Annotated in this window: 16 protein-coding genes; 10 read left to right on the top strand and 6 right to left on the bottom strand. The window is 51.4% G+C overall.

Going from position 1 to position 20,010, the window contains the following annotated elements; genetic code table 11:
* The first annotated feature begins 68 nt into the window (after nucleotides 1–68).
* Nucleotides 69–3,554 (top strand): chromosome segregation protein SMC, encoded by a 3,486-nt coding sequence (gene smc / locus ACTHSX_RS01365; protein ID WP_440376527.1) that lies wholly within the window; start codon nucleotides 69–71, stop codon nucleotides 3,552–3,554.
* A 93-nt stretch (nucleotides 3,555–3,647) separates the two neighbouring features.
* Here smc and ACTHSX_RS01360 read toward each other — a convergent pair whose 3' ends face one another.
* From ACTHSX_RS01360 to pmbA, 3 genes are all read right to left on the bottom strand, one after another.
* A complete protein-coding gene (locus ACTHSX_RS01360) occupies nucleotides 3,648–4,157 on the bottom strand; it encodes a cold-shock protein (RefSeq protein WP_440376528.1) in 510 nt (169 codons plus the stop codon).
* Nucleotides 4,158–4,311: 154 nt separating this feature from the next.
* Entirely contained in the window at nucleotides 4,312–5,481 is a 1,170-nt protein-coding gene (locus tag ACTHSX_RS01355) for a glycosyltransferase (RefSeq protein WP_440376529.1), read from the bottom strand.
* 87 nt (nucleotides 5,482–5,568) lie between these two features.
* Nucleotides 5,569–6,900, bottom strand: coding sequence for a metalloprotease PmbA (pmbA, locus tag ACTHSX_RS01350; protein WP_440376530.1), 1,332 nt, complete (start codon nucleotides 6,898–6,900; stop codon nucleotides 5,569–5,571).
* A gap of 124 nt (nucleotides 6,901–7,024) precedes the next feature.
* Between pmbA and yjgA the strand changes: the two genes are divergently transcribed.
* The 4 genes from yjgA to ACTHSX_RS01330 all read left to right on the top strand — a co-directional run bounded on the left by yjgA (nucleotide 7,025) and on the right by ACTHSX_RS01330 (nucleotide 11,096).
* Nucleotides 7,025–7,558, top strand: coding sequence for a ribosome biogenesis factor YjgA (yjgA, locus tag ACTHSX_RS01345; RefSeq protein WP_070645101.1), 534 nt, complete (start codon nucleotides 7,025–7,027; stop codon nucleotides 7,556–7,558).
* Between the two features lie 71 nt (nucleotides 7,559–7,629).
* Nucleotides 7,630–8,340 (top strand): hypothetical protein, encoded by a 711-nt coding sequence (locus ACTHSX_RS01340; protein ID WP_440376531.1) that lies wholly within the window; start codon nucleotides 7,630–7,632, stop codon nucleotides 8,338–8,340.
* A gap of 102 nt (nucleotides 8,341–8,442) precedes the next feature.
* Complete coding sequence (gene recJ, locus ACTHSX_RS01335; RefSeq protein ID WP_440376532.1) at nucleotides 8,443–10,143, top strand: single-stranded-DNA-specific exonuclease RecJ; 1,701 nt, start codon at nucleotides 8,443–8,445, stop codon at nucleotides 10,141–10,143.
* A gap of 17 nt (nucleotides 10,144–10,160) precedes the next feature.
* Complete coding sequence (locus ACTHSX_RS01330) at nucleotides 10,161–11,096, top strand: DMT family transporter (protein ID WP_440376533.1); 936 nt, start codon at nucleotides 10,161–10,163, stop codon at nucleotides 11,094–11,096.
* Nucleotides 11,097–11,190: 94 nt separating this feature from the next.
* On the opposite strand, the gene ACTHSX_RS01325 is transcribed toward ACTHSX_RS01330, so the two are convergent.
* A complete protein-coding gene (locus tag ACTHSX_RS01325; RefSeq protein WP_288970965.1) occupies nucleotides 11,191–12,672 on the bottom strand; it encodes an aldehyde dehydrogenase family protein in 1,482 nt (493 codons plus the stop codon).
* A 341-nt stretch (nucleotides 12,673–13,013) separates the two neighbouring features.
* Between ACTHSX_RS01325 and adhP the strand changes: the two genes are divergently transcribed.
* Complete coding sequence (gene adhP, locus ACTHSX_RS01320; protein WP_440376534.1) at nucleotides 13,014–14,057, top strand: alcohol dehydrogenase AdhP; 1,044 nt, start codon at nucleotides 13,014–13,016, stop codon at nucleotides 14,055–14,057.
* Between the two features lie 68 nt (nucleotides 14,058–14,125).
* Here the strand turns inward: adhP and ACTHSX_RS01315 are convergent, their stop codons facing one another.
* On the bottom strand, nucleotides 14,126–15,049 hold the full coding sequence (locus ACTHSX_RS01315; RefSeq protein WP_440376535.1) for an RluA family pseudouridine synthase: 924 nt from the start codon (nucleotides 15,047–15,049) through the stop codon (nucleotides 14,126–14,128).
* 209 nt (nucleotides 15,050–15,258) lie between these two features.
* Here ACTHSX_RS01315 and ACTHSX_RS01310 point away from each other — a divergent pair, with 209 nt between their 5' ends.
* Nucleotides 15,259–15,561, top strand: coding sequence for a hypothetical protein (locus tag ACTHSX_RS01310; protein ID WP_440376536.1), 303 nt, complete (start codon nucleotides 15,259–15,261; stop codon nucleotides 15,559–15,561).
* 55 nt (nucleotides 15,562–15,616) lie between these two features.
* Here ACTHSX_RS01310 and ACTHSX_RS01305 read toward each other — a convergent pair whose 3' ends face one another.
* The gene (locus tag ACTHSX_RS01305) at nucleotides 15,617–16,123 is read right to left on the bottom strand and encodes a hypothetical protein (protein ID WP_440376537.1); all 507 of its coding nucleotides are present in this window, start codon (nucleotides 16,121–16,123) and stop codon (nucleotides 15,617–15,619) included.
* 257 nt (nucleotides 16,124–16,380) lie between these two features.
* On the opposite strand from ACTHSX_RS01305, the gene hisS reads away from it, so the two are divergent.
* From hisS to der, 3 genes are all read left to right on the top strand, one after another.
* The gene (gene hisS / locus ACTHSX_RS01300; RefSeq protein ID WP_440376538.1) at nucleotides 16,381–17,676 is read left to right on the top strand and encodes a histidine--tRNA ligase; all 1,296 of its coding nucleotides are present in this window, start codon (nucleotides 16,381–16,383) and stop codon (nucleotides 17,674–17,676) included.
* Nucleotides 17,677–18,306 carry a YfgM family protein gene (locus tag ACTHSX_RS01295; protein WP_440363217.1) on the top strand — a complete coding sequence of 210 codons (630 nt, stop codon included), beginning with the start codon at nucleotides 17,677–17,679 and terminating at the stop codon, nucleotides 18,304–18,306. It begins immediately after the preceding gene.
* Nucleotides 18,307–18,447: 141 nt separating this feature from the next.
* The gene (der, locus tag ACTHSX_RS01290; RefSeq protein ID WP_049331367.1) at nucleotides 18,448–19,905 is read left to right on the top strand and encodes a ribosome biogenesis GTPase Der; all 1,458 of its coding nucleotides are present in this window, start codon (nucleotides 18,448–18,450) and stop codon (nucleotides 19,903–19,905) included.
* The last annotated feature ends 105 nt before the right edge of the window (nucleotides 19,906–20,010 follow it).

Genomic DNA, 20,010 nt, shown 5'->3' with positions numbered 1-20,010 from the left:
GCTTTTCTCTCAACGGATAAGCGTATTTCCGTTAAAATACGCCTTCTTTTCAGATTCGAAACATTGCCATGCGCCTTACCCACATCAAACTCTCCGGCTTCAAATCTTTTACCGACCCGACCACAATTCATGTGCCGGGGCAGCTTGTTGCGGTTATCGGGCCGAACGGCTGCGGCAAGTCGAATGTGATTGACGCGGTGCGCTGGGTGTTGGGCGAGGCTTCGGCGAAGCAGCTTCGCGGCGAGAGTATGCAGGACGTGATTTTTAACGGTGCGGCGACGCGCCGTCCTGCGCCGAGGGCTTCGGTGGAGCTGGTGTTTGACAACAGCGACCACAGTTTGCAAGGGGCGTGGGGGCAGTATGCCGAGGTGAGCATCAAGCGGCAGCTGACGCGTCAGGGCGAATCGACTTATTTCATCAATAATCAGACCGTGCGCCGCCGCGACATTACCGATTTATTTTTGGGTACGGGCGTGGGCGCGCGCGGTTATGCCGTTATCGAACAGGGGATGATTTCGCGCATCATCGAAGCGCGGCCGGAGGAGTTACGCGCCTATATCGAGGAGGCGGCGGGCGTGTCCAAATATAAGGAACGCCGCAAGGAGACGGAAGGTCGTCTGAAAGACACGCGCGAGCATTTGCAGCGTTTGGGCGATTTGCAGAACGAGTTGGCGCGTCAGGTGGAAAAGCTGGAAAAACAAGCGGAAACTGCCGAACGCTACAAATCACTGACCGCGCAGTTGAACCGCCAGCAGGATTTGCTCGATTACGCCCAATGGCAGCAATCGCTTGCCGCCGCCGACAAGGCGACCGCGCAGCATCAGTCTTTGCAGGCGCAGCAGGACGAAACCGCCGCGCAGGTTCAGGCGTTAAACGACGAAGTACACGCCTTGCAGACCGCCGAGCAGTCGCAGCAGCAGGCGGTACATGAATTGAGCAACAAACGCGGCGTGTTGCGCGAGCAGATTGCCCGTTTGGAAGAACAAATCCGCCATCAGCAAAACCTGCACCAACGCATCGAACGCGACAAGCAGGCGGCGCAGGCGCAGTTGCAACGCATCCATCAAGAGCAGCAGCAAATCCGCGTCAAGCTGGAAGAAAACGAGTTATACGTCGAAGAAAAGCAAACCGAATTGGCGGAGTGGGCGATGCAGGTTGCCGAACACGAAGAGAGTCTGCCCGAATTGGAAGAAGCCCAAGCCACGCTTAACGCCGCCTTCCAAACCCAGCAGGACGAGGCAAACCGCATCCGCCGCGAACTGGCGTTGAAGCAGCAGCAGCTTGCCCATGCCGAACAAATTGTTGCCAAGCACGAAGAGCGCAAAGGTCGTCTGAAACAGGAAAACCAAGCCCTGAACCTGCCCGACGAAGCGGAAACCGCCGCCGCGCAGGAAGCCGCCGCCTTGTTGCAAAGCCAGCAAGAGCATTACGAAGAACAAATCATCGCCGCCGAAGAAGCCTTGCATGCCGCCCGCGAGGCGTTTCAGACGGCCTCAAACCGCTTCCAAAGCCTGAAGCAGCAACACATTACCTTGCAGGCGCAGCAGCAGGCGTTGTCGCAAATCCTGTCGCAACAGCAGGAAGCCGCCGACTTCTGGCAGGTAACCGACCACGCCGCCGCGCCGCAACTGTGGCAACACATCACCGCGCCCGCCGAGTGGCAGCACGCCTTGTCCGTCATCCTTGCCGAACGTCTGCACGCCCGTAGCGTGCCGCACGGCTTCGTTCCCCCTACGCCTTTGCCGCAGGGACAGGCGGCATGGCTTTCAGACGATCTTTCCGGCGGCATCAAAAAATCCCTGCCCGTACAAGCACTGTTGAACCAAATCCAAGCGCAGCCGCCGTTTCAGACGGCATTGCACCACTGGCTCGACGGCGTATTGTGCGCGCCCGATTTGAGCTACGCCCTCGCGCATCAAAGCGATTTGGGCACGCATCAAATCTGGCTCACGCCCGAAGGCCATCAGGTTGATAAAGTCAGCGTCCTGCTCTATGCCAAACTTGAGCAGGAAAGCCTGATTGCCCAAAAAGCACGCCTTGACGGCATCGTGTCCGAATTGGACAACCTCGCCCCCGAACTCTCCGCCGCCGAAGCCGCGTTCAAACAGGCGGAAGCCGCCGTGCGCTCGTCCGAAGTGCAGCACAAAAACCTGATGCAGCAGCAACAGCAGCACACGCGCCAATACAGCCAGGCGCAGCAACGCGCCGCCGAACTTCTGGCGCGTACCAACCAAGGGCAAATCCGCCGCGAACACATCGCCCGTGAACTGGCGCAGTTGGCAGAAGAGCAGACCGTGTTGCAACATACTTCAGACGGCCTTGCAGACGACATCGTTACCTTGCAAGAGGCCGCCGCTGAACTCGAACACCAGCAGCAAACCACCGCACACAGCCGCCAAGAGCAGCAAGGCCGTCTGAAACAGGCGCAGCTTGCCCTGTTGGAAGCCAACCGCCAATACGGGCTGGCCGAAGTCGCCGTCCACAAACTCAACCAGCAAAAACAAAACTACCAACAGCAAATCGCCCGACTCGAACAGCAAACCCTAGACTGGCAGGAACGCCAGCAAGAGCTTGCCCTCGCCTATGAAACCGAGTTCCAAAACGACGAGCAGCACATCAAGCTCGACGAGCTGACCGAAGCCGTGCACACGCTGGACGGAGAATACATCGCCGTGCAGGAAAAACTCGCGCAGATTCAGGAGCAGGGCAGGGAGCAATACGCCCGCGTACAAACCCTGCAAACCAAGCTGCCGCAGCTTCAGGCCGCCACCCAAACCGCCCTGTTGCAGCAGCAGGAAGCCCTGATCAATGCCAAACGCTACCATCAAAACCTGACCGAACGCGCCGCCGATTTGGACGTACTCGAAGCGTTGGCGAAAGAATCGCCGAAAGTATTGAACAGCAGCATCGGCAGCCTCACCCAGCAAATCGAAGCCCTCGGCGCCGTCAACCTCGCTGCCCTGCAAGAACTCGAAGAAGCGCGCGAACGCGACGGCTACTACCGCAGCCAAAGCGAAGACGTGCAGGCCGCCATCGCACTTTTGGAAGAAGCCATCGCCCAAATCGACGACAAAACCAAAGCGCGTTTCAAAGAAACCTTCGACGCCGTCAACGGCAAAGTCCAAACCTTCTTCCCCTCCCTGTTCGGTGGCGGCGAAGCCACACTCAAAATGATAGGCGACGACCTCCTGACCGCCGGCGTATCCATCATGGCGCGCCCGCCCGGCAAGAAAAACAGCACCATCCACCTCCTCTCCGGCGGCGAAAAAGCCCTCACCGCCATGAGCCTCGTGTTCGCCCTGTTCAGCCTCAACCCCGCCCCCTTCTGCCTTCTGGACGAAGTCGACGCTCCGCTGGACGATGCCAACACCTCGCGTTTCTGCAACCTGGTCAAAGAAATGTCGGCGCAAACCCAGTTCCTCTACATCTCCCACAACCGCCTGACCATGGAAATGGCGGAGCAGCTCGTCGGCGTAACCATGCAGGAAAAAGGCGTATCGCGCGTTGTGGCTGTGGACATCAAACAAGCGTTGGAAATGGCTGAGCCGAATTGAGATAAGAACAAAGGCCGTCTGAAAGAATGAGGAAGAAATCTATAATTTCATCTTCCCATTTTTTCAGACGGCCTTTTTGTATTGGATAAAGCGTTATTGTTTTGAAGTATTATCTTTGGCACGTTGAGGCTGTCCCGGGCGTTGGTTGCTGCCGTTGACGGCATCGCGCCATGCTTTGCGTTCGGCTTCGATTTTGGCGGCTACTTCGTGAACCATGGTTTCTTGTTTTTTGACGACAGGCTCTTCCGGTGTGTTGTCGGAAAAGTGGAGGCCGTACCACAAGACGGCGAAAATACTGCAGACGAAGATAACGGCAATCAGGCCGACGATGGCTTGTTTGCCGGCGAGGGGTTTTTCGGGGGGAGGGACGAGGACATCGAAGCAGTCGGCGCAATCGAGGGCGAAGCAGACGTTTTCGGCCTCTTTGCGGCCGCGTCGGCCTTCTGTGATGTTGAAGGAGATGTGTTGCCCTTCGGCCGGAAGGCGGGTAAGGGTGGTGAAGGCGGCAAGGGCAAGAAAGATTTCTTGGCCTGTGTCTTCTATGGTAGCGGCACCGAAGCCGCGTTTGCTGTTCCAGCGAGTAATCGTTCCGTAATAGCGCATAATGTATGTGGGGATATTATTATAAGTAACAGTTTTTCCTTGGACTGATTTTAAATCAAAAAGTTTAGTTATTGTCTTAATTTTACACTAGATTTGTCTTGTTGGAAGCAGGCAGGCCGTCTGAAGGATTTCAGACGGCCTGTATGGTTTATGCCTACTTATTAAGCACTTTTTGGAAGGTGTCGATCAGGTGTTGCGCAATGGCACGGCTGCCAAATTGTTGCAGGCAATCTTGGCGCAAACGGACGGAATCGTATTGTGCATGGGTTTCGTAGAGGGTGAGCAATGCTTTGGTCAGTTCCGGTATGTTTTCGATTGGCACCAGCAGGCCGTTGTCGGAAGTGACGATGGATTCGGGGCCGCCGCAGCGTGTGGCGATAACGGGTAAACCTTGAGACAGTGCTTCGATATAGACGACACCGAAGGTCTCGGTACGGCTGGCGAGGACGAAGGCGTTGCTGTGGCGCATAAGGTCTAGGGTTTGGTCGGTGGTCAATGCGCCGGTAAAGGTAACAGCGTGGTTGATGCCCAAGTCGCTTGCCAGTTGTTTCAGACGGCCTTCTTCTGCGCCGCCACCGCCGATTTTGAGTTTGAGCTGCGGATAGGTTTTGAGTGCTTCTGCAAAAGCAGGCAGGAGCAGGTCGTGGCCTTTGAGGTGGCGCAGGTGGGAGACGCTGCAGAAGGTAAAGTCTTGATTGTTTTTTTCGGGGAACTCGAAATCCTGTTCAAAATTGCCGCCCAGCATATTGGGTAGGTATTGCCAGTCTGTACCAGCGTAGGTTTTTTCGAGAATGCGGCAGAAATCACGGCTGACGGCGAACCGTGCCGCGCTGTGGCGCACGGCTTCGTGCATGGACGGCCATTGGTTTTTGCGGACAAGGCCGCGTGAAATGGCACTGCTGTGTTCGGTAATCACATAGGGAATGCCGTATTTTTTGAAGATGGCACAGGCCAAAATGCCGGCGTAGTTGACGCAATGGGCGTGAATTACGTCGGGTTTGCCGTTGTCAGCGATATAGGCTTCAAAAGCTTTCATGCCTGCGTTGACCCAGCGGATGCGGTCGATATCGACAACCGGACAGCGCGGGAAGAAATACATGCTGTCATAGGCGTAAGTGTTGAGTCCGCCTTGCTGATGGCGGCGCAGGCCGTAGAAGCGCGAGAAGATGGTTTTCGGCTGGCTTCTTAAGTAGCGGAACATGGGCACGACCATGCCGATTTTCATGCCTTCGCGTTGCAGGGCTTGGGCTTGGAGGCGGAAAAAGATTCCGTCCACGTCGGTTTCGGAAGAAGGATACCAAGAGGGGATAACGACAATATGCATGATGTGTTTTTTATGGAAGTAGATAACGGCGAGGCCGTCTGAAAAGAAAAGATATCTTTCAGACGGCCTTTTGTATATTTAGTTCAATCAGTTGCCGGCAACCGTCATTTTTGAAACCAAGATGGAGCCGATTTGGTTGGACGAACGGCGTAATGCGTCGTCTGCCACGCCGGTGATGTCGCAGTACATGTCCTGCAAGCGTCCGGCAATGGTGATTTCCTGAACCGGATAGGCAATGACGCCGTTTTCCACCCAAAAACCGGCCGCGCCACGCGAGTAGTCGCCGGTAATGCCGTTGACGCCTTGTCCCATCAATTCGGTAACCAGCAAACCTGTTCCCATTTCTTTCAACAGGTCGGCCTGCGTGGCGTGGGTGTGGTTCAGATACAGATTGTGCGCGCCGCCGGCGTTGCCTGTTGTCTGCATGCCGAGTTTTTTCGCGCTGTAACTGCTGAGGAAATAGCCTTCGATGATGCCGTCTTTTACCACAAAACGAGGCTGCGTGGCCACGCCTTCGGCATCGAAATAAGTGCTGCGGAACGAGCGCAGGATATGCGGTTCTTCACGAAGGCTGAGAAACTTGGGCAGCACCTGTTTGCCGATGCTGTCAATCAGGAAGCTGCTTTGGCGGTAGAGCGCGCCGCCGCTGAGTGCGCCGATAAGGTGGCCGATTAAGCCGACGGCGACAGTGGTGTCGAACAGTACGGGATAGCTGCCGGTCGGAACGCTGCGGCTGTTCAGACGGCGTAAAGTCCGTTCGGCTGCGGTTTGGCCGATGAGCTCGGGCGCGTCCATGTCTTCGTGACGGCAGGAAGAATCGTACCAATAGTCGCGCTGCATGCCATGCTCGTCGCTGGCGACCACGCTGCAAGAAATGCTGTGGTGCGTGCTTTGCTGGTGTGCGGCAAAGCCGTGGGTGTTGCCGTAAACGTATTGGTAATGGCCGGTATGAACCGATGCGCCTTCGGAATTTTCAATGCGTTTGTCCGATGACAGCGCGGCCTGTTCGCATTGTTTGGCCAAATCGATGGCGGATTCGGTACTCAAATCCCATTCGTGGTAGCGGTCGAGGTCGCCGATATGGGTTGCCATTAAGGCAGCATCGGCAAGGCCGGCGCAATCGTCTTCGGCGGTATAGCGTGCAATATCGATGGCGGCTTTGACCGTATCTTGCAGGGCGCGTTCGGAAAAGTCGGCAGTGCTGGCGCGGCCTTTGCGTTGGCCGACATAGACCGTAATGTCTAAAGATTTATCTTGTTGGAACTCGATTTGTTCGATTTCGCCCAAGCGTACGCTGACGCTTTGACCGAGCGACTCGCTGAAATCGGCTTCGGCCGCGGTGGCGCCGGATTGTTTGGCCAAATCCAGCGTGTGTCCGCACAAGCGCAACAGCTCGTCCGGTGTGTGGTTAAACAGCATAAAAAGGTTTCCTGACAGGGTTTTGCGGCATTTTAACCGTTTCAGACGGCCTCTGCAAAAATCGCACGGAAAGGCCGTCTGAAAACTGATAAAATAGGCAGATTCAGAAAATCAGGGAAACACAATGTTTGAACAAGAAGACGAGTGGGTCAGCAAAACCCAAATGAAAAAGCAGATGAACGATTTGCAGGCTTTGGGTATGGAATTGACCAAGCTCTCCAGCGATACGCTGAAAAAAATCGGCTTGGACGAAGAGCTGTTCGAGGCGATTGCCACCTATAAAAAAATCACGTCCAACAGCGCGCTCAAACGCCAAGCCCAATTTATCGGCCGCCTGATGCGCGATACAGACCCTGCGCCCATCGAAGCCTATTTGGCCAAACTTCGCGGCGACAATACGGCGCACAATGCCTTTTTGCAACGCGTCGAGCAGGCGCGTACCCGACTGTTGGCAGATGATGGCGCGATTACCCAATTTATGGCAGATTTTCCGCAAGCCGATGCCGGTAAATTGCGCACCTTAATCCGCAACACCAAAAAAGAGCAGGAGCAAAACAAACCGCCGAAAAACTTCCGCGCGCTGTTCCAAGAAATTAAAGCAGTGATGGAGGCCGGTCAATCCGATGCTTCAGAAGAAGGGCAGGATTGGGAGGAATAAACCTTAAGGCCGTCTGAAAACCGATTGCAGGTTTCAGACGGCCTGTATCGTAATACCGAAGGAGGATGACCATGAAATTTCGCCACTCTGTAACTGCCTTGCTGATTGGTGTATTGACCCTCAATGGATGTACTAACGATCTTTGGGAAAGAAATAGCCCGTTCCAGCAAACCACAACCGAAAAAACCGTCGCCAAAGACAATATTCACGCATTTGGCGTGGTTGCCAAAGACAATACGCAACTGGAAACAGGCAGCTTGGTCATGATGGGTGGAAAATATTGGTTTGTCGTTAATCCTAAAGATTCGGCCAAGTTGAAGGCGGTTTTGGATGCTAAGCTGAGCAAACGATTTCAAATGGTTCAGCAAAACCCAAGATATGTGTATGAAGCTTTGCCTGTTGAATTGAAATCCCCTGAAGCGCAAACTTTTCGCTCGAATTTCTGCCTGCGTTACGATACTCAAAAAGCTGCCGAGATTGCCAAGTTAAAACAGCTGGCGTTCAAGCCGGTCGAACTCGATGACAAAACTGTCTACACACGGTGTATTTCTACCGAAGGTCATTATTATGCGACGCCGAAAAATGTTGCCGAAGACCGCCGTTTTGACACTGCCGTTCCGGTCAGAATTTATTATACGGAAACCAAAAAAAGCACCGACGTTCGGAAGTTGACAGGGAATATCCTGAAAACGCCATTTACATTGGCTTTGGACGCAGTCGGCGTAGTGATAGCAGGCTCATATGTCGTGATCGGTGAAATTATCGATGCTTCACGCAAATAATATCCAAGGCCGTCTGAAAACAGATTGCAGGTTTCAGACGGCCTCCTCCTTAAAATAAATGCTTAAAAAAATTAATTTTCTCTCTATTTAATCCCACACACCATGTCCGTCAAAATCCAAACACGTTCCATTAATCCGACTGTTTTTAACGACTTGCTTACTGCCGGTACCGATCCTTTGATTGCGCGGCTGTGTGCTGCGCGTGATGTGCAAAGTCCGGCCGAGTTGGACGACAAACTTGCTGCACTTTTGCCGTATCAAACGCTGACAAACTGCGAAGCCGCCGCCGGTCGTTTGGCGGATGCGATTGAGCGTCAGGAAAAAATCCTGATTGTCGCCGATTACGATGCCGACGGTGCGACCGCTTGCTCCGTTGGTATGAGCGGTTTGGCGGCGATGGGGGCGAAAGTGGATTTCCTTGTGCCCAACCGCTTTGAGCACGGCTACGGCTTAACGCCCGAGCTGGCTGAAATCGCGGCAGAGCAAGGTGTGGATTTATTGGTAACGGTGGATAACGGTATCGCCAGCATTGCAGGCGTGGCGCGTGCGCAGGAGTTGGGTTTGGATGTGATTGTTACCGACCACCATCTGCCTGCCGAGACTGTACCCGACTGCATCATCGTCAATCCGAACCAAAAAGGCTGCGGTTTCCAAAGCAAAAGCTTGGCGGGCGTGGGCGTGATTTTTTATGTATTGATGGCTTTGCGTGCCGAACTGCGCCGCCGCAATTATTTTTCAGACGGCCTAAAAGAGCCGAATCTGGGCGACCTTTTGGATTTGGTCGCACTCGGTACCGTTGCCGACGTCGTCACTCTAGACCACAACAACCGTATCCTCGTGTCTCAAGGTTTGAAACGGATGCGTTTGGGCAAAATGCGTCCCGGTATCCGCGCCTTGTTTGAAGTGGCGCGACGGGATTGGCGCAAGGCTCAGCCTTTTGATATGGGCTTTGCGTTGGGACCGCGTATCAACGCGGCCGGACGGCTGGACGATATGTCGGTCGGCATTGCCTGTCTATTGGCGCAAGATGATGCCGAAGCGCAGGAACTGGCGGCTCAGTTAAACAACCTCAATATCGAGCGTCGCGAAATCGAGCAGTCTATGCTGCAAGACGCGCTGAATGCTTTTCCTGAAACCCTACCTCCAGGGCAGACGACGTTGGTGGCGTATCGCGACGACTTCCATCAAGGCGTGGTCGGCATTGTTGCCAGCCGCCTCAAAGACCGTTTTTATCGTCCGACCATCGTGTTTGCGCCTGCCGACAACGGCGAAGTGCGCGGTTCGGGACGCTCCATTCCCAATTTGCACCTGCGCGATGCTTTGGACTTGGTGTCAAAACGCCATCCCGATTTGATTTTGAAATTCGGCGGACACGCGATGGCGGCGGGTTTGAGCATACTCGAACACAATATTCCCGCATTTCAGACGGCCTTTGAAGAAGCCGTGCGCGAGATAGTGTGCGAAGACGATTTGTCGCAAACCTATATTACCGACGGCAGCCTGCCTGCCCGCGATATTACGCTGGAACAGGCGCAGAACCTTGCCCGCCACGTTTGGGGGCAGGGCTTCGCGCCGCCGAGTTTTACCGACGAATTTCACGTCATCCGCCAGCAGCCTTTGGGCGCGGAGGGCAAACACAAAAAAGTCTGGCTGCAAAAAGACGGCTACGAATTTGAAGCCATGTTCTGGCGTTGTAGCGAAGACATTCCCGAATACATCCGCACGGTGTACCGCCCCGTTGCCAACGAATGGCGGAATAATCTCGAATTGCAGCTTTATATCGACTACTGGGAAGCCGCGTAAATAAAGGCCGTCTGAAGATGAAGAAACAAAAAACTTGGCTCGGCTTTTCATTGGCGCTGCTTGCCACCATGACTTGGGGATCGCTGCCGGTCATCGCCCAACAGGCCTTAAAAGCCGTCGATGCGCCCACGCTGGTGTGGATACGCTTTTTAGTGGCTTCGCTGGTGTTGTTTGCGTTGTTGGGGCTGACCGGCAAGCTGCCGAGGCCGTCTGAATTTTCCAAGCAAACTTTATTTTTATTGGTGTTGGGCATTATCGGCATTTCCGCTAACTTCGTGCTTGTTGCCATGGGTTTGCACTATATTTCGCCGACAACCACGCAGGTGTTGTGGCAACTCTCGCCCTTTACCATGATTTTGGTCGGCGTAGGCGTGTTTAAAGAAGCCTTTACGCACTGGCAAAAAATCGGCTTGATGCTTTTGCTGACGGGTTTGGCCATGTTTTTCAACGACAAATTCGGCGAACTTTTCAGCTTGGGCAGCTACGCGGTCGGAGTGATGATGGCGGCTTCGGGCAGCATGATTTGGGTGTGCTACGGCGTGGCGCAAAAACTTCTGTCCAAACATTTCAATTCGCAACAAATCCTGCTCATGATTTATTTTTGCAGCAGCTTTGTTTTCCTGCCGTTTGCTGAACCGTCACAAATCGCCCATATCGGCAATCCGTTTTTATGGGGCTGCTTTATCTATTGCTGCTTGAACACGCTGATCGGCTACGGTTCATTCGGCGAAGCACTCAATCATTGGGACGCTTCAAAAGTCAGTATCGTCACCACGCTGATTCCTGTATTCACCATGATATTTTCCACCATCGGCCATCATCTTGCCCCCGATTATTTTGCCGCTTCGGATATGAATATCGTCAGCTATGTGGGTGCCATGGTGGTTGTGGCCGGAGCCTTGCTGGCTGTGGCCGGAGAGAAAGTAATGGGGCTTTTTTTGAGAAAGATATGAAGCTTTATTAAGAAACAGAATAAAGCAAGGCCGTCTGAAACAGGTTTCAGACGGCCTTTATATTTTCTAAATCAGATTACTGTGAATCGCCGAATCAATAGAAGCCTTCGCGTTCTTCACGGGTGCTGATGTAGATGTTTTTCACTTGGGTGTAGGCGGCGAGCATCATTTTGTGGGTTTCGCGGCCGATACCTGAAGTTTTGTAGCCGCCAAACGGCGCACCGGCAGGCAGGCGGTTGTAGCAGTTTACCCAAACGCGGCCGGTTTCCAGTGCGTTGGAAACGCGCAGGCAGCGGTTGATGTCGGTACTCCACACTGCGCCGCCCAAGCCGTATTCGCTGTCGTTGGCCATTTTGATGACTTCTTCTTCGGTTTTGAATTTAATCACGGTGGCAACCGGGCCGAAGATTTCTTCTTGGGCAACACGGGCTTCGTTGCTGCTGGCTTCAATCAAAGTAGGCTCGACAAATTCGCCTTTGCCCAATTCGCCTTCGATTTTTTTACCGCCGGTAATAATGCGGCAACCTTCCTGTTCGCCGATTTTGACGTATTTCAAAATGGTCTCGAGTTGACCGGCATTGACTTGCGAACCCATTTGGGTGTCGTCTTCCCAAGGCAGGCCGACTTTGATTTTTTTGAATTCTTCAGCCAAAGCATTGACGAATTTGTCGTAAATGCCTTCTTGTACAAAAATGCGCGAACCGGCGCAGCACACTTGGCCTTGGTTGAACAAAATACCTTTTTGCGCGCCTTCGAGGGCTTTGTCGAAAGGCATATCGTCGAAGAAGATGTTGGCAGATTTGCCGCCCAATTCCAAAGTGGACGGAATCAGCAATTCGGCGGCGGCGATACCGACGCGGCGGCCGACTTCGGTTGAGCCGGTAAAGGCCAGTTTGTTGAAGCCTTTGTGGTGCAGCATGTATTCGCCGGATTTGGAACCGCGGCCGGTAATCACGTTTAACACGCCTTTAGGCAGCAAGTGGTTGATTTTTTGAGCGAGGGACAACAGGCTCAATGAAGTGCTGGAAGAAGGGTGGATGACGATGGTACAACCTGCGGCCAATGCCGGAGCGATTTTCCATGCGGCCATCAAGAATGGGAAGTTCCAAGGAATGATTTGGCCGACAACGCCGATCGGTTCACGCAAAACGATGGACAGGTCTTCGGCATCAAGTTGGGTCGCAGTGCCTTCTTCGCCGCGGATCACGCTGGCGAAATAGCGGAAATGGTCGGAAGCCAGCGGGATGTCAGCGGCGCGGGTTTCGCGGATGGGTTTGCCGTTGTCCAAGGTTTCTTGCAGGGCGAACAATTCGGCGTTTTCGTCAATCACATCGGCGATTTTGTTCAAAATGGCCGCGCGTTCGGCAGTCGTGGTTTTGCGCCATGTTTTGAACGCTTCTTGCGCAGCGGCTACAGCAGCATCGACATCGGCATCGGTTGCGTCTGTGAACTTGGCCAACTCATCGCCATTGGCAGGGTTGTAAGAGGATAAAAGTTTGCCTTCGCTACCTTTTGTCCATTCGCCGTTGATCAAAAGGCCGTATTCTTTATCAAACACATTTAAATCTTTTGCCATAATGCTGTCTCCTTAATGAATGGGAATAGGTGTTTCAACACCATGAAAAATAGCTTATGCTTTTTTCTTTTTAAGTTCAAGTACTAAAAATGAGGATATTCTCAAAATTTACATTTGCAATGTTGTCTCATGTAGCAGGCCGTCTGAAAAATAAAGGATTTAATTGAAATAAAAGTGCATTTGTTAATATATTTAAAGATTTATAGGGCTTAAATAGATTTTGTTATGGTATAACATTATAACCCATTGTTTTAAAAAAGATTATGGGTTGACGGCTTAAGATATGGGGAGTATTCTCATTCATAGCTGAATAGTTTTTCAACACCCTAGGAGACTCTCTCATGAAAATGCATGCTGTGGTAGTAAATAAAGATGTAGCAGGTGATGTAGAAGTTGTTGAACGCGAACTGCGTCCGTTGGAATACGGCGAGGCGTTGGTGGAAGTTGAGTATTGCGGCGTGTGCCACACCGACTTGCACGTTGCGGCGGGCGATTACGGCGACAAACCGGGTCGCGTGTTGGGACACGAAGGCATCGGTTTGGTTAAAGAAGTTGCCGACGGTGTGAAAAATCTGAAAGTTGGCGACCGTGTCAGTATCGCATGGCTGTTCCAAAGCTGCGGTTCTTGCGAATACTGCAATACCGGCCGCGAAACCTTGTGCCGCTCTGTATTGAACGCAGGCTATACTGCCGACGGCGGTATGGCGACCCACTGTATCGTCGATGCGGACTACGCTGTTAAAGTACCCGACGGTCTTGACCCTGCGCAAGCTTCGAGCATTACTTGTGCTGGTGTGACCACTTATAAAGCGATCAAAGTTTCCGGCGTTCGTCCGGGTCAATGGATTGCGATTTACGGCGCAGGTGGTTTGGGTAACTTGGCAGTTCAATACGCGAAAAAAGTATTCGGCACACACGTTGTCGCCATCGACATCAACGATGAAAAACTGGCATTCGCTAAAGAAAGCGGCGCTGATTTAGTCATCAACGCCGCCAAAGAAGACGCTGCCAAAGTGATCCAAGAAAAAACCGGCGGCGCACACGCAGCCGTTGTTACCGCCGTATCCGCCGCCGCGTTCAACTCCGCTGTGGACTGCGTCCGTGCAGGCGGCCGCGTCGTTGCCATTGGTCTGCCGCCCGAATCTATGGATCTGTCCATCCCGCGTCTGGTCTTGGACGGCATCGAAGTGGTCGGCTCTCTGGTCGGTACCCGCAAAGATTTGGAAGAAGCATTCCAATTCGGCGCAGAAGGTTTGGTTGTGCCTAAAGTTGAATTGCGTGCTTTGGATGAAGCGCCTGCCATCTTCCAAGAAATGCGGGAAGGTAAAATTACCGGCCGTATGGTGATTGATATGAATAAAGAGTGCAGCTGCATTCATCACTAATCAAATGATTCCGTGACAAAAGGCCGTCTGAACAATTTCAGACGGCCTTTTTTATTGGATTGAATAACTTAAAGCGTAAAGCTACTTTCAAATACGCGGATTTCTTTGCTGACAGGATCGGTAAACTCTATTCTTTTGGCCAAAAGTTTTAAAGGTTTGTCGTAGTCTTCATCACCAGCTGCCAATGGGGTAGGGTAAAGCGCATCGTTCATCAGCGGCATATTCAAACTCATCATATGCACGCGGAGCTGGTGTTTCTTTCCGGTATGCGGCGTGAGGCGGTAGAGGCTGAATGCGCCGCGGTTTTCGATAAGCTCGATGGTCGTGTGGGCGTTGGGTTCGCCTTCCGTTTCCCGCGTGAGAAAGAATTTTTCGCCTCGTTCCATTCGTGACGAAATATCCAGCGGATAGTCCAAATCCGTCCGCGTCGGCGCCACCGCTTCATAGGTTTTTTGGACGGTTTTTTCTTGGAACATGGTCTGATAATCGCGACGCGTGGCAGGGTTGAGCGAAAGCAGCATAACGCCTGCCGTATCTTTATCCAAGCGATGAATCGGCGTAATGTCTTCAACATTCAAATGCTGCAATTCCGGCCGCAAACGCAGGCGCGTGAGCAGGGTTTCCCGCAAAAACCTGCCGCTGGGGATGACGGGCAGAAAATGCGGTTTGTCCACCACAATCAAATGCTCGTCAATATGCAAAATCTTTTCTTCAAACGGAATACGCGGCTCACTCTCACGGCTGGTTTCACGGTAATAAAACATCGTCTTGCCGGGCTCGAACAAGGTATTCTCATCAAACGGCACGCTATCCGCGCCCACCACAAAACCGCTGTTCAGCCGCCGCCGCCAGTTTTCTTCGCCGACAAAGGGAAAATGGGCGCATAAAAAATGCAGCAGCGGCAAGCCGTAAAACTGCTTTTCATGCGGCAAAACCAAGTAGCTGGGTTTGACGCCGTCTAAAAGGGGTAGGGGATTGGTACGTTTTTTCATGCGGCGGATTGTACTCGGTTTTTAGGATTTTTTCAGACGGCCTTGTTTATATGGAAAATAAACTTCTAATAACGGATATGTAGTGATGCAGGTTTTGTGCTTAAATAGATTCTTCAAGCGACTAGAGAAACTGGTTTTGTTTGAACTTGCTTTTGTGGCATGAATTAAAGAAATGATAAAGAAGCAATTTTTGAGAAAAGGAGAATATTATGTATAGAAAAATCAGTATAATCATCATGTTATCCGCATTTTCCGTATCCACTATGACGGGAGGGGAAGTTCGGCTTGGCAAGAGTAAGGCATACGATAATGAGTATGAACTTGTGGTAGGGCATGAAGTCAATGAAGAAGTTTCACAATTAAATCAGGACGAGTATGCCGCACATCCAATACGCAACGATAGCGGCGTCATGCAGTCAGGAAAAGCGGCTTCAGGCAGACAAGCTGTTTCCCAATACGGAAAACCTAATTTGCCGCCTGTACGCTTAAATCCGCATCCTTCACGACCTTGATTTCAAAATCAAAGGGCTGCTCCATTTGTTTGGGCAGCCCTTTTGTTTTGTCGGCTCACTCACATTTTTGTTTACGCAAAACAAGTTTGTAATCGGTTTTGATGCTGGTTTGATCGCCAATCATCTTAAAATCATCTATCAAACAACGGTTTTCTGTACATTTCAACATGAAATCTGCACCGACCCTATGGCCGTTAAATTGTTTAAATGTTGCCCGGACGGTATGGGGAGAAGTGACTTTGACTTGCAAGGTTTTATGGAAGTTATCAGGATGATCCTGACCAAAGCCCAAGTAGTAATGTATCGGCATGTCACATCCCATCTCCATATCGGGTTGCTTACGGATATTTGTGTCGAATTTATTGAATTGTCGGATGATTTTTTGTAGTTCAGGCGTGGTAACACGATTGTTTTCAGAGCCTAAATCCACTTTAGACAGATAAACCTTTTTGACTAAATCTATTTTCGTTTGATTGTTTGTAGCGTTATTTGCAGCCATCGCTTGGGAGGGGAAGATGGTGGTTAATAAGCCGATAATAAAAAGAGAGCGTAGTGTTTTCATGATGTGCATAGGGACGGGATGAAAAGAATCCAAGTATAACGGCATTGAATCTATATTGAATATGTTTCTAAGAAATTTAAGTTGAAAAGTAGGGGAGGGATTGGAATCATTGAATGTGATTCTGCAATCTACTTTATAGGCCGTCTGAATGCGAAAACCGATTTTCAGACGGCCTTTTGATTTGTTCTCAACCTCACAAACCCTTAAAAATCAGCTATAATGTCCAACTATTTGATTTTCGCTTATCCCATATTGAAATGGCACAAAAAATTCAATCTGTAAAAGGTATGAACGACCTTTTACCTGTCGAACAAAAAGATTTCAAACTGACGGCTGCGTTTTGGCAGGCGTTTGAAGATACGGTCGGCCGTTGGACACGCGCTTACGGCTATCAGCAAATCCGTACGCCGGTTGTCGAGCAAACCGGTTTGTTTGTCCGCTCCATCGGTGAGGAAACCGATGTGGTCGGCAAGGAAATGTACACCTTCTCTGATTCAAACGATTCCTTGAGTTTGAGCCTGCGCCCTGAAGGTACGGCTTCTTGTCTGCGTGCGGTGGTCGAACATAACCTTCTGTACAACAGCCCGCAAAAGCTGTGGTATATGGGGCCGATGTTCCGCCGCGAGCGTCCGCAAAAAGGCCGTTATCGTCAGTTCCATCAGGTCGGTATCGAGGCTTTGGGTTTTGAAGGACCGGATATTGATGCGGAAATCATCGCGATGTCTGCCGACTTATGGGAAAAATTGGGTATTCGTGAATACCTGACTTTGGAAATCAACAGCTTGGGCAACCGTGAGGAACGCGCGGCACACCGTGCGGCATTGGTTGAATATTTGACCCGTTATGAGGCGCAATTGGATGAAGACAGCAAACGCCGTCTGAAAACCAATCCTTTGCGCGTTTTGGATACGAAAAATCCTGATTTGCAGGAAATCTGCAACGCGGCGCCACGTCTGGTGGATTATTTGGGCGAGGCTTCGCAAAACCACTATGCACGCTTCAAGGCGATGTTGGACGGTTTGGGTATTCAATATATTGAAAATCCGCGCTTGGTCCGTGGTTTGGATTACTACAATCAGACGGTTTTTGAGTGGACGACCGACAAACTTGGTGCGCAGGCGACTGTGTGCGGTGGTGGCCGTTACGATGGTTTGATTGAAGAGCTTGGCGGTAAGCCTGCGCCGTCTATCGGCTTTGCGATGGGTATTGAGCGCCTGCTGCTTTTGGTGAGCGAATACGGCTCGCTGGAAGTGAATGCTGCGCCTGATGTCTATGCAATGCACCAAGGCGAAGGTGCGGACTTGCAGGTGATGAAATACGCGCAAGCCTTGCGCGCCCAAGGTTTCAATGTGATGCAGCATTCCGGCTATCAGAGCCTGAAAGCGCAAATGAAAAAAGCAGACAACAGTGGCGCACGCTTTGCGCTGATTGTGGCTCAGGATGAGCTGGCAAACGGTACGGTTACCCTGAAAGATATGCAGGGTAAACACGAACAACAAACCGTTGCCGCCGCTGATTTGACAGACACTTTACAACAATGGAAGAACGCATAAATGGCAGCCCATTTGGAAGAACAACAAGAGTTAGACAACTTTAAATATTTTTGGAAACGCATCGGCCGTTGGATCTTTGCCTTGCTGATCGTGGCGGCTTTGGGGTATTTGGGTTACACCATTTACCAAGGCCAAAAAGCTTCAAAAGATCAGGAAGCAGCAGCCGTATTGGCGCAAATGGTGGAAAAGGCGCAGCAAAAAACCGACCCTAAAGCCATCAACGCTGATTTGGCCGAATTGCAAAAAAACTATCCTGATTCTATTTCGACAGCCCAAGCCACTTTGATGGTGGCAGCAACCGAGTTTGATGCCGGCCGTTATGATGTGGCGGAAGGTCATTTGAATTGGGTGCTGAAAAACCAAAACGCACCGCTGGTTCAAGCTTTGGCGGCGCAGCGTTTGGGCGTTGTCCTGTTGCAGCAGAAAAAATACGATGCCGCCATCAATGCCCTGAATACTCAGGTTGAGGCTGACTTCGAGCCTTTGATGTTGGAAACCAAAGGCGATGTTTACGTTGCCCAAAATAAAACCAAAGAAGCCGTACAAAGTTACGAAGCTGCTTTGAGCAAAATGCCGCAAACCGCAGTAGGCCGCGAATTGCTGCAAATGAAAATCGACAGCTTGAAATAAGTTTGTTTGAAATCAAGGCCGTCTGAAGTTGCAATGACTTTTCAGACGACCTACACTTATCCTTATCAACCGTGTTTTTAAAACACCTGCTTGTGTTCCGCTCCCGTTTTTAGGCGGCACTTGACACAGAAAGACTCAATCATGAAACCAACCATCGCGCTTGTCGGCCGCCCCAATGTCGGCAAATCTACTTTATTCAACCGTTTGACGCGCACCAAAGACGCGCTTGTGCATGACTTGCCTGGACTGACGCGTGACCGACATTACGGTCATGGCAAAGTCGGCAGCAAACCTTATTTGGTCATCGATACAGGCGGTTTTGAGCCGGTTGTGGACAGCGGCATTTTGCACGAAATGGCAAAACAAACCTTGCAGGCTGTCGATGAAGCTGATGCAGTGGTGTTTTTGGTGGACGGACGTACCGGCTTAACCCCGCAAGACAAAATCATTGCCGACCGTTTGCGCCAAAGTCCGCGTCCCGTTTATTTGGCGGTGAATAAAGGCGAGGGCGGCAATAGGGCCGTGCTTGCCGCCGAGTTCTACGAACTTGCCCTGGGCGACCCTTATGTTATTTCAGGTGCGCATGGCGATGGTGTGTATTATCTGATTGAAGATATTTTGGAAACCTTCCCCGAGCCTGAAAAGGAAGAGGAAGAAGCGAAACATCCTGTTTTTGCTGTAATCGGCCGTCCCAATGTCGGTAAATCGACCTTGGTAAACGCCATTCTCGGCGAAGAGCGTGTGATTGCCTTCGATATGGCGGGCACGACACGCGACAGTATCCATATTGATTTTGAACGTGAAGGCAAACCGTTTACCATCATCGATACCGCAGGTGTGCGCCGTCGCGGCAAAGTGGATGAAGCGGTGGAAAAGTTCTCCGTTATCAAAGCCATGCAGGCTGTTGAGGCGGCAAACGTTGCCGTCTTGGTATTGGACGCTCAACAAGATATCGCCGACCAAGATGCGACGATTGCGGGTTTTGCTTTGGAAGCAGGTCGTGCCTTGGTGGTGGCGGTCAATAAATGGGACGGCATCAGTGAAGAGCGCCGCGAGCAAGTGAAACGCGATATCAACCGCAAACTATATTTCCTTGATTTTGCTAAGTTTCACTTTATTTCTGCATTGAAAGAGCGCGGTATAGACGGTTTGTTTGAAAGCATTCAGGCTGCCTATAATGCGGCGATGATTAAGATGCCGACGCCGAAAATCACGCGCGTATTGCAAAGCGCGATTGAGCGTCAACAGCCGCCGCGTGCTGGCTTAGTGCGTCCGAAAATGCGTTATGCCCACCAAGGCGGCATGAATCCGCCGGTGATTGTGGTACACGGCAATTCGCTGCACGCGATTTCAGACAGCTATACGCGCTATCTGACCCAAACATTCCGCAAAGCCTTCAATCTGCAAGGTACGCCGCTCAGAATTCAATACAATGTTTCAGAAAACCCATATGAAAATGCGGAAGACAAACCGAAGAAAAAACCGCTGCGCCGTGTCAGCTTGAGCAACCGGATTGAGAAACGCGAAGGCCGCAAGGAAGAGAAAAACCGCTTCAAGAAGAAAACCAAAGTCAGCGTGAAAAAACAATTTAGCAAATAAGCACAAAGGCCGTCTGAATAATTTCAGACGGCCTTTTTTAATGAAAAACAGTTTATTAGAATTTTAAGGCATATTTTCGATAGGGTTTGCCGAATTTAAAAAAAA

Source organism: Neisseria sp. P0014.S002, from assembly GCF_051958295.1.
Classification (GTDB): Bacteria; Pseudomonadota; Gammaproteobacteria; order Burkholderiales; family Neisseriaceae; genus Neisseria; species Neisseria flavescens_B.
This window is presented reverse-complemented; position numbering and strand designations above follow the sequence as displayed.

What these genes read in the sequence shown, in the direction of transcription:
- smc (WP_440376527.1), top strand. Translation starts at nt 69, where the DNA reads ATGCGCCTTACCCACATCAAACTCTCCGGCTTCAAATCTTTTACCGAC.
- ACTHSX_RS01340 (WP_440376531.1), top strand. Translation starts at nt 7,630, where the DNA reads ATGAAATTTCGCCACTCTGTAACTGCCTTGCTGATTGGTGTATTGACC.
- ACTHSX_RS01330 (WP_440376533.1), top strand. Translation starts at nt 10,161, where the DNA reads ATGAAGAAACAAAAAACTTGGCTCGGCTTTTCATTGGCGCTGCTTGCC.
- hisS (WP_440376538.1), top strand. Translation starts at nt 16,381, where the DNA reads ATGGCACAAAAAATTCAATCTGTAAAAGGTATGAACGACCTTTTACCT.
- ACTHSX_RS01325 (WP_288970965.1), bottom strand. Translation starts at nt 12,672, where the DNA reads ATGGCAAAAGATTTAAATGTGTTTGATAAAGAATACGGCCTTTTGATC.
- der (WP_049331367.1), top strand. Translation starts at nt 18,448, where the DNA reads ATGAAACCAACCATCGCGCTTGTCGGCCGCCCCAATGTCGGCAAATCT.
- recJ (WP_440376532.1), top strand. Translation starts at nt 8,443, where the DNA reads ATGTCCGTCAAAATCCAAACACGTTCCATTAATCCGACTGTTTTTAAC.
- ACTHSX_RS01315 (WP_440376535.1), bottom strand. Translation starts at nt 15,049, where the DNA reads ATGAAAAAACGTACCAATCCCCTACCCCTTTTAGACGGCGTCAAACCC.
- ACTHSX_RS01295 (WP_440363217.1), top strand. Translation starts at nt 17,677, where the DNA reads ATGGCAGCCCATTTGGAAGAACAACAAGAGTTAGACAACTTTAAATAT.
- ACTHSX_RS01355 (WP_440376529.1), bottom strand. Translation starts at nt 5,481, where the DNA reads ATGCATATTGTCGTTATCCCCTCTTGGTATCCTTCTTCCGAAACCGAC.
- pmbA (WP_440376530.1), bottom strand. Translation starts at nt 6,900, where the DNA reads ATGCTGTTTAACCACACACCGGACGAGCTGTTGCGCTTGTGCGGACAC.
- ACTHSX_RS01305 (WP_440376537.1), bottom strand. Translation starts at nt 16,123, where the DNA reads ATGAAAACACTACGCTCTCTTTTTATTATCGGCTTATTAACCACCATC.
- ACTHSX_RS01310 (WP_440376536.1), top strand. Translation starts at nt 15,259, where the DNA reads ATGTATAGAAAAATCAGTATAATCATCATGTTATCCGCATTTTCCGTA.
- yjgA (WP_070645101.1), top strand. Translation starts at nt 7,025, where the DNA reads ATGTTTGAACAAGAAGACGAGTGGGTCAGCAAAACCCAAATGAAAAAG.
- ACTHSX_RS01360 (WP_440376528.1), bottom strand. Translation starts at nt 4,157, where the DNA reads ATGCGCTATTACGGAACGATTACTCGCTGGAACAGCAAACGCGGCTTC.
- adhP (WP_440376534.1), top strand. Translation starts at nt 13,014, where the DNA reads ATGAAAATGCATGCTGTGGTAGTAAATAAAGATGTAGCAGGTGATGTA.